1 protein-coding gene and 3 pseudogenes are annotated in these 2,043 nt (G+C 33.4%); 1 reads left to right on the plus strand and 3 read right to left on the minus strand.

The features are described from left to right. Positions 1-383 precede the first annotated feature (383 nt). The 3 genes and pseudogenes from AC1DUW_RS26935 to cdaS all read right to left on the minus strand — a co-directional run. Positions 384-580: pseudogene (locus tag AC1DUW_RS26935) on the minus strand (DDE-type integrase/transposase/recombinase); the annotation flags it as partial. A 37-nt stretch (positions 581-617) separates the two neighbouring features. Further along, positions 618-761, minus strand: a pseudogene (locus AC1DUW_RS26940) (NADPH-dependent FMN reductase); the annotation flags it as partial. A 237-nt stretch (positions 762-998) separates the two neighbouring features. After that, the gene (gene cdaS, locus AC1DUW_RS26945) at positions 999-1,619 is read right to left on the minus strand and encodes a sporulation-specific diadenylate cyclase CdaS (protein ID WP_180320463.1); all 621 of its coding nucleotides are present in this window, start codon (positions 1,617-1,619) and stop codon (positions 999-1,001) included. A 315-nt stretch (positions 1,620-1,934) separates the two neighbouring features. Between cdaS and AC1DUW_RS26950 the strand changes: the two are divergent. Next, positions 1,935-2,043: pseudogene (locus tag AC1DUW_RS26950) on the plus strand (2Fe-2S iron-sulfur cluster-binding protein); the annotation flags it as partial.

The following is a 2,043-nucleotide window of genomic DNA, read 5'->3' on the forward strand; positions in this document are numbered from 1 at the left end:
CGGGTGTATTAAGAAAAAAGAACTTCCCTAATAGTGAAGGGGCTAAGTTGAAGATTCTTATTTCACTGCTAATCATACACTGACTGTACAGAAGTCATTTATGTGGTTTTTTCGGAATTTTTAATATTCCACCAATGACGCTTTTATGAAGTAAATAAAGCCTAATTTCTCACGTACAACACCGAGAAATTGGGCTTATATATTTGAATTTCCTTAACGTTAAATGCAGTTTCCTGATTTCACCCCATGTGATGAGAGTTGTGTTTTTTAAGATGAATGTGCAAAATAAAATAGGTGGAAAATAACTCCTAAAGTGACAAACGAACTCACAACTTTATAAAACGATGGTCCTGTTCTACCATATTATTCAGATGTTTAACTTACCTTATTTGCATGCCTGAAGTCATGCATTTCTCTTCTTTTAACTCTTGAATCGCTAYAGGATAGGCTGGATTTTATCCAATGTTATGACACGAGGTTTATAAACATGAGAAATAGCCAAGGTTTTCTTGAAAAAGCGCTTGACTACTTGTTTATCTCTTGATTCAATGGTATTCCCTTCTGAATCGTCTGCTGACCACGAATCATATTGAATCGTCCAAAATAATGAACCTAATCTAAACTATATTTTGTTGTAAATAACGCTGAAGATATCTTTTTGTTTTTTCGTCAGTAATCATTCTATGATTGGAGTCAATCTTTTCAAGTACATGCGAAATTAGTATTTTTTGAAACGGAAGAACATGAGCTTGCACAGCTTCTCCAGCGAAATTCGATTGAATCATCCTGGTCTGGTAAATGCCTCAGCAATGATTCAATTATAAGATTCTTTTCTTAAGCTGCCGCAAATAAGGACAATTGTTTTGATCATTTCGATTATCCCTTTTTTCAAATCATTTTCTTCCCGGCTTTAACAAACCATTAAGCTAATTAATGCCTATGCGACTGTAATTATAAACAGCTGGTATTATTAGAAAAGACATATGGCTTTCATTCCTCTATAGAGACCCATGATTAGTAATTGGATACAGGTTCCCATTTAAGGCAAATGAAACTCTACCTGTTTCCTCAGATACTACCAGTACAAGAGCATCACTTCGTTCAGTTAAACCTAAAGCAGCACGATGGCGTGTTCCAAGTTTTTTACCCTCTGATGATCTGTCTGAAAGTGGAAGGACATTTGCTGCGGAATCAATATGATTAAGAGTAACCAGTACAGCACCATCATGTAGTGGATTTCCAGGGAAAAATATTGATTCCAATAAAGAATGGGTTAATTCTGCTCCAATTGAAATTCCTGGTTGAATCAAAGACTCAAGAGAATCTTCTCGTTGAATCACAATTAAGCCACCATGTCTCAGATTCGACATATTTTGTACACAAATTGATAATTCGGGATATTTGTCCGTAAACGGAGACAAATAACAGTTTAAATAAAAAGTTGCAGCTTTCATGTCAATGTAGACAAAATTTTCTTTGATTTTTTCAAAGTTTCCAAGAAGACAATAGTTTTCATTATCCATTGCTTCTAAGTTATTCTGTAATTCAGTTATTACTTGGCGAATATCCTCTTTTAATATTTGTTTCATTGGTGAAAAATCGCAATTACCATTATTCACAGACACGCACCTCCCTTCTATTTTTTCTCTCTTTTTTGCGATAATCATCATTGAACGCAAAAAGTTCAATCTAGATTTTTATATTATTTATATCGGCTTACATCTTGTTCAATCTAGATTTATTAATGTACTTAAAGTTTGTCTTCATGAGAGTTATTATTCATTAATGAAAGCAAAACGAGTTTTCCATTTCTTCATTCATCTTTTACATCAATCAGGAATGACTTTACATTTTTTTATGTCATATGGGCAAGGTAAGACAATAAATATGTTAAAGACCAATTGGAAGATATTATATATATGAGGTGGTATAAAATGCCTTACGTAACTGTATTTAACCAAGGAACTTTTGAAGTTGAAATGGGTAAAAAGTTAGTATTAGCGCTAGAAGATAACGACATAAATATTCTCCATCGCTGTGGAG

It is taken from the genome of Peribacillus sp. P4_C12 (assembly GCF_056402095.1).